Source organism: Microbacterium sp. VKM Ac-2923 (assembly GCF_022815605.1).
GTDB lineage: Bacteria > Actinomycetota > Actinomycetes > Actinomycetales > Microbacteriaceae > Microbacterium.
Genome location: NZ_JALGRP010000002.1, coordinates 569,342 through 575,645, shown reverse-complemented (window position 1 = coordinate 575,645; position 6,304 = coordinate 569,342). Strand labels below are relative to the sequence as shown.

Below are 6,304 nucleotides of genomic sequence, written 5' to 3'. Positions count from 1 at the left end.
CCCCCCCCCCCCCCCCCCCCCCCCCCCCCCCCCCCCCCCCCCCCCCCCCCCCCCCCCCCCCCCCCCCCCCCCCCCCCGCAGGTGAGGCAGGCATGCCGCCCTCCGTCGGGTGCGCGTCGCGCCCTCGCCACACGTGCAGTCGGCAGCGGAGGAGATTCCGGGAGAGGAGGAGGGATCCACAGCGGGAGATCCTCCGTCGAACGAATCTCCTCCGCTCCGATGCCCCAGGCGGAGAGACGACCGAGTCGGTCGCGACGGGGACCGAGCGAGCGGCAGTCCCGCCTCGTCAGGTGGTCGGCTCGGGGCGATAGGCCTCGGGAAGGCGCTCGAGGGGCTGCGTCTCGATGAGGGCGTGCTCCCGAGCATCGCGGCGATCGGCGAGGGGGAGCGACACGCGGAAGGTCGCCCCACCCCCCGGAGTGTCGACCACATCGACCGTTCCGTGCAGCAGATCCACGATGGACGCCACGATCGACAGCCCGAGTCCCGAGCCGCCCGTTTCGCGCGTGCGAGAGGTGTCGGCGCGCCAGAATCGCTGGAAGATCTGGTCGCGGATCTGTTCGGGCACACCGTCGCCGTGGTCGATGATCTCGATCCACCCCATGTCGCTGTCGATGTCGACACCTACGCGGAGTCCGATGGGGGACCCGTCGGCGGTGAAGCGACGCGCGTTACCGAGGAGGTTGGCCACCACCTGGCGCACCTTGTTCTCGTCGCCGAGCACGATCGGCGCGAGCCTCGGGGGAGTTCGCACCACGCCGGCCGGGGGAACCGCCGCTGCCGGCGGCGGTGGGGCTTCGCCGGGCGTCGGCGAGACAGCATCGGCATCTTTCGCTTTGCGCCGCAGACGTGACAGCGTGGCGCCCGCGATGGCCATGGCCGACGTCGTCGGCGCGGCGCGGCGACGGTTCGCGGCGGACGAGGGGTTGCCGCCGGCGTCCAGGAGCGGGTCGAGGGTGATGGTGGGCAGCACGATCTCGTCGCGCGAGGTGGTGTCGTCGACCGTGACCTCGCGCTGGGGCGACGTGACCCGAAGGTCGAGGGCCGCGTCGCGAGCGATGGGGCGGAGGTCGAGAGCGGTGATGTTGACGTCGCGTCGCTCGTCGAGACGCGCGAGGGCGAGGAGGTCCTCGACGAGCGCGCCCATGCGGATCGCCTCCTTCTCGATGCGTTCCATCGACTGCGCGACATCCTCGTCGGAGCGGATCGCTCCCATTCGGTAGAGCTCCGCGTAGCCGCGCATCGTCACGAGGGGGGTGCGCAGCTCATGGCTCGCGTCGCCGATGAACCGGCGCATCTGCCGGACCGTGGCATCCCGCTGCCCGAGGGCACCGTCGATGCGTGCGAGCATCGCGTTGATCGCCGTCTTGAGGCGACCCACCTCGGTGTCGGGCACGATGTCGGTGAGGCGCTGACTGAAGTCACCGGCGGCGATGTCCATCGCGGTCGTCTCGACCTGCCGCAGGTTGCGGAAGGCGAGAGTCACCAGCCACCGGGTCAACAGAGCGGTCGCGATCAGGATGAGCAGGGCGACGAAGGCATAGATGCCGATGTAGGCGGCGACGATGCGGTCCGTCGGCGCGAGCGGCTGAATCACCATCTGGGTGTAGACGCCCGGGCTGCCGGTGACCTGCAGCACCCCGACACGGGCGAGGAAGTGCTGGCCGGAATCGCCGTCGACGAGGTCGATGCGCCGGTCGATCTGCGCGTACATCTGCTCGACGCTGAACGTCGAGGGGAGCTCTGGCAGCGCCGTGGACGACGTGCCGTTGTAGAACGCCTTCCGCTGCCCGTCCTGGCCGTAGACGACGACCATGGACCCGATCTGCGGCGCGTTGTCGATCGGCGAGAACACGATCTCGCCATCCGTCGGCGCCATCGTGAACACGCTGTTCGCGATGTTTCCCGCCGCCTGCTGTGCGAGCTGCTCGTCGAGATTGTTCACCAGGGTCGTACGCAGGAACACCATGGTGCCGATGCCCGCCGTGAACAAGCCGATCGCGAGGAGCGCGACCGTGACGCCGGTGACCTTGGTGCGAAGGCTCAGACCGCGCCACCAGCGCGTGAGGGAATCGTCAGGATGCGACAGGGCGGATGCCCCTTTTTCAGGCGGTCTTGCCCGACTTCAGCATGTAGCCGAAGCCGCGCTTGGTCTGGATCAGCGGCTCGGAGGAGTGCGGGTCGATCTTGCGACGCAGGTACGAGATGTAACTCTCGACGATGCCGGCATCGCCGTTGAAGTCGTACTCCCACACGTGATCGAGGATCTGTGCCTTGGACAGGACGCGGTTCGGGTTGAGCATGAGGTAGCGCAGGAGCTTGAACTCGGTGGGGCTCAGGTCGATCGAGACGTCGCCGACGCTCACATCGTGCGTGTCCTGGTCCATCGTCAGTTCACCCGTGCGGATGATGGACTCTTCGTCCGCCTGCATGGTGCGGCGGAGGATCGCCTGGATGCGCGCGACGATCTCGTCGAGGCTGAAGGGCTTGGTGACGTAGTCGTCACCGCCGGCGTTCAGACCCTCGATCTTGTCTTCGGTCTCGTCTTTGGCGGTGAGGAACAGGATCGGCGCGGTGTAACCGGCGCCGCGCAGACGCTTGGTGACGCTGAAACCGTTCATGTCGGGCAGCATCACGTCGAGCACGATGAGGTCGGGTTCTTCCTCGAGCACGGCCGAGATGGTCTGCGCGCCGTTCGCGACGGCGCGCACCTGGAATCCCGCGAAGCGCAGGCTCGTGATGAGCAGGTCTCGGATGTTCGGTTCGTCGTCGACGACGAGGATGCGAGGTGCTGTCATGCCCTCATTATCGTGACCTGACCCAGCAATCCGCTGGATATGGAACGGATGGGCGCGCCCTGCTATGGGTCAGGCGGCCGCGGCGGCGATCCCGTCGGCATCCAGGATCGTGTACGAATACCCCTGTTCGGCGAGGAAGCGCTGGCGATTCTGGGCGAAATCCTGATCCACCGTGTCGCGCGCGATGAGCGTGTAGAAGCTCGCCGTGTGGCTCGACTGCTTGGGCCGGAGGAGCCGCCCGAGACGCTGCGCCTCTTCTTGGCGTGATCCGAACGAGCCCGACACCTGGATGGCGACCGAGGCCTCGGGGAGGTCGACCGAGAAGTTGGCGACCTTCGACACCACCAGCAGGGGGATGCTGCCGTCGCGGAAGCCCTGGAAGAGTTCTTCGCGCTCGGAGATCGGCGTCGCCCCGGTGATCTGCGGGGCGCCGAGTGCTTCGGCGAGCTCGGCTATCTGGTCGAGGTACTGCCCGATGACGAGCACCCGCTCACCCGGATGCCGATCGACGAGGCGCCGCGCGACGTCGATCTTGGCGGGCGCGGTCGCGGCGAGGCGGTAGCGATCCTCGTCGGCCGCGGCCGCGTACTCGAGTCGCTCGCCCGCGGGCAGGTCGATACGCACCTCGTAGCAGGCGGCGGGTGAGATGTAGCCCTGCGCTTCGATCTCTTTCCACGGTGCATCGAAGCGCTTCGGTCCGATGAGGCTGAACACGTCGCCTTCACGGCCGTCCTCTCGCACCAGCGTCGCCGTGAGTCCCAACCGGCGCCGCGCCTGAAGGTCGGCGGTCAGCTTGAACACGGGCGCGGGGAGCAGGTGGACCTCGTCATAGAGCACGAGGCCCCAGTCGAGGGCGTCGAGCAGCGCGAGGTGGGCGTACTGACCTTTCCGCTTGGCGGTGAGGATCTGGTAGGTCGCGATGGTAACGGGCTTGATCTCTTTCACCTGGCCCGAGTACTCGCCGATCTCATCGGCCGTCAGAGTCGTGCGACGCAGCAGTTCGTCGCGCCACTGGCGCGCACTGACGGTGTTGGTGACGAGGATCAGCGTGGTCGTACGGGTATCGGCCATGGCGCCCGCCCCGACGAGCGTCTTACCCGCGCCGCACGGGAGCACCACGACGCCCGATCCGCCCTCCGAGAACGAATCGACGGCCTGTCGCTGGTAGGGCCGCAGGCTCCAGCCGTCTTCGGCAAGATCGATGGGGTGGGGCGTGCCCGGCGTGTAGCCGGCGAGATCTTCGGCGGGCCAGCCGATCTTGAGCAGCTCCTGCTTGATGTGCCCGCGAGCCCATGCGTCGACGAGGTAGCTGTCGGGGGTGGGATGGCCGACGAGCAGCGGTGCGATCCGCTTGTTGCGCGAGACCTCGCTGAGCACGGCGGCATCCGTGGAGCGCAGAACGAGGTCTTTGTCGTCATTGCGCTCGATCACGAGCCGGCCGTAGCGATTGACGGTCTCGCGGATGTCGGTGCTGACCGACGCCGGCACAGGAAAGCGCGACCAGCGGTCGAGGGTGTCGAGCATCGACTCGGCATCGTGTCCGGCCGCGCGGGCGTTCCACAGGCCCAGACGGGTGATGCGGTAGGTGTGGATGTGCTCGGGCGCGCGCTCGAGCTCGGCGAAGACCGCAAGCTCATGCCGCGCCGTCTCCGCCTGGGGGTGTGCCACCTCGAGGAGGACGGTGCGGTCGCTCTGCACGATGAGGGGACCGTCAGCCATAGCGTTCGATTCTATCGGGGTCGCGGCGTGGGCGGCCGACCACGCCGACGAATACGCGTCACCCGACGGGGGTCACGCCGTCGATGTGCGACAGCGGCAGCGTCCGTTCCACGTCGGCTCCCCGGTCGCGACCGCGTAGGCGCCCGCCGCCCAGCCCCGTCGCCTCGAGTCGGAAGACGCGCGCCGAGCCGTCGGGGAGGCGCACGGTCACGTCGATGACGGCACGGGCGCGCACGGCCTGATCGAGTTCGCGCTCGAGCCACGCGGCATCCGAATCGCCCACGCCCTCGCGCAGTCGTCGCAGCAGGTCGGCGTAGGTGGCGAGGGGGTCGGAGGCGGGGCGCGCATCGGGGGCGAGCTTCGCCCGCTCCAGCGCTCGTGGACGCCCCTCGGCGTCGACGGCGACGGCAGGATAGTGCGCGTCGGTCAGCGCCCAGAACACCACGTCGCTCGACACGTGCGAGACCAGTTCGACGTCGTCCGTGCGCGAGAGCGCGATCGATCGCAGGGACTGGTCGATCTCCATCGAACGCAGCAGGGTGTCGTCGTCGGTGACCACGCGTGTGAGGCGGGTGGCCGGGTCGCTCATGACCCGTACCCGCCCGTGTTCGGCCGAGGTGCGCTCGATGACATAGGCGAGGGGTTGCGGGAGGCCCGTCAACGAGACCCCGGTGAGGAAGTCGCGGAGGGAGTCCGCCGTCTCGCCCGCGGTGATCGCGGCCCCGATCGAGGCGGCGCTGAAGCGGTAGCTCGAGGCCTGCGCACGCGATTCGCGCACGGCCATCGCCCGTAGCCGGACGTCGAGGTGGGGGGCGAGCGGGCCCGGCGCGATCGCGGTCAGATCGTTCTGCAGGTACACGCGGTCGACCTCGGGCGGCAGCAACTCGCGCAGGGCCGACGTGTCGACGTCACCGCCGCGGGCGAGGGGCTCGGCCCACGGCGCAGCGCGCCCTGCGGCGTCCAGCAGCCCCCACCGTCGGAGGCGGAGCGCCCAGAGGGCCGCGCGATCCGGACCGTCGGGGTCGAAGGGGGTCGCCCCGGCCCATTCGTGGACGGGGATCCACCCTCCGTCGGCCGAGCGATACGCGCGGGGGAGGGCGTCGCGGAGCCCCACCGCCGTGCGCCGCCAGCGTTCGAGGGTGGGCAGACGCAACCACTCGCGCCCGGCCGGTGAGACGAGCCACGCACGGTCGTTCGCGCCCAGCAGACCCACATCGGCGGCGAGTCCCACGAGCAGGTCGGCGTCGGCGGGGGTGGAGACGGCCCCCGCCTCGACGAGTCGACGACGCTCGGTCGCGCCGAGGGAACCGGATCCGATGCGCCCGAGCGGCGCGTCCAGCGTCTGCATCAGGATGTCGGCCACCGACGCGGCGTACGTGAACGCGGCCTCGGAGGCCGTCGCGGTCTCGGCCGAGGCGGATGCGGGCGGGGGAGGCACGGCATCCGGGATGCCGTCAGGCAGAGCCTCTCGAACAGCCTCGGCCACGCTGGGGAAGGGCAGTCCGTCATCTGCCGCAAGGCCACGGGCGACGAGATCGTCGCGCACGTCACCCGTCGCGGGGGTGCCGGCGACGGCGGCGGACAGTGCGTCGGACTCGGGACGGGTGAGTGCCGGCAGGGCACGGGCGACCGAGGCCGGTTCGAGCAGTGCCTCGGCCGCGTCGAACATGTCGCGCCAGGTGACCGACGGCGAGACGTGCCGGTCGGCGAACAGCCGCGCGAGCTCGTTGTCGGCACGCGCGCCCAACGAGACCGCCAGTGCGCGTTGAGCGGAGGTCTCGGCCACG

The 6,304-nt window shown here is 69.8% G+C and carries 4 protein-coding genes; all 4 read right to left on the bottom strand.

What is annotated here, in order from left to right; all coding sequences use genetic code 11:
- Positions 1-286: 286 nt before the first annotated feature.
- Positions 287-1,969 (bottom strand): cell wall metabolism sensor histidine kinase WalK, encoded by a 1,683-nt coding sequence (locus tag MT347_RS05900; protein WP_243499012.1) that lies wholly within the window; start codon positions 1,967-1,969, stop codon positions 287-289.
- A 136-nt stretch (positions 1,970-2,105) separates the two neighbouring features.
- Positions 2,106-2,798 carry a response regulator transcription factor gene (locus MT347_RS05895; RefSeq protein ID WP_055956651.1) on the bottom strand — a complete coding sequence of 231 codons (693 nt, stop codon included), beginning with the start codon at positions 2,796-2,798 and terminating at the stop codon, positions 2,106-2,108.
- A 69-nt stretch (positions 2,799-2,867) separates the two neighbouring features.
- Positions 2,868-4,517 (bottom strand): DNA repair helicase XPB, encoded by a 1,650-nt coding sequence (locus MT347_RS05890; protein ID WP_243499010.1) that lies wholly within the window; start codon positions 4,515-4,517, stop codon positions 2,868-2,870.
- A gap of 58 nt (positions 4,518-4,575) precedes the next feature.
- Positions 4,576-6,303 (bottom strand): helicase-associated domain-containing protein, encoded by a 1,728-nt coding sequence (locus MT347_RS05885; RefSeq protein WP_243499008.1) that lies wholly within the window; start codon positions 6,301-6,303, stop codon positions 4,576-4,578.
- Between the last annotated feature and the right edge of the window lies 1 nt (position 6,304).

What these genes read in the sequence shown, in the direction of transcription:
- MT347_RS05900 (WP_243499012.1), bottom strand. Translation starts at nt 1,969, where the DNA reads ATGGTGTTCCTGCGTACGACCCTGGTGAACAATCTCGACGAGCAGCTC.
- MT347_RS05895 (WP_055956651.1), bottom strand. Translation starts at nt 2,798, where the DNA reads ATGACAGCACCTCGCATCCTCGTCGTCGACGACGAACCGAACATCCGA.
- MT347_RS05890 (WP_243499010.1), bottom strand. Translation starts at nt 4,517, where the DNA reads ATGGCTGACGGTCCCCTCATCGTGCAGAGCGACCGCACCGTCCTCCTC.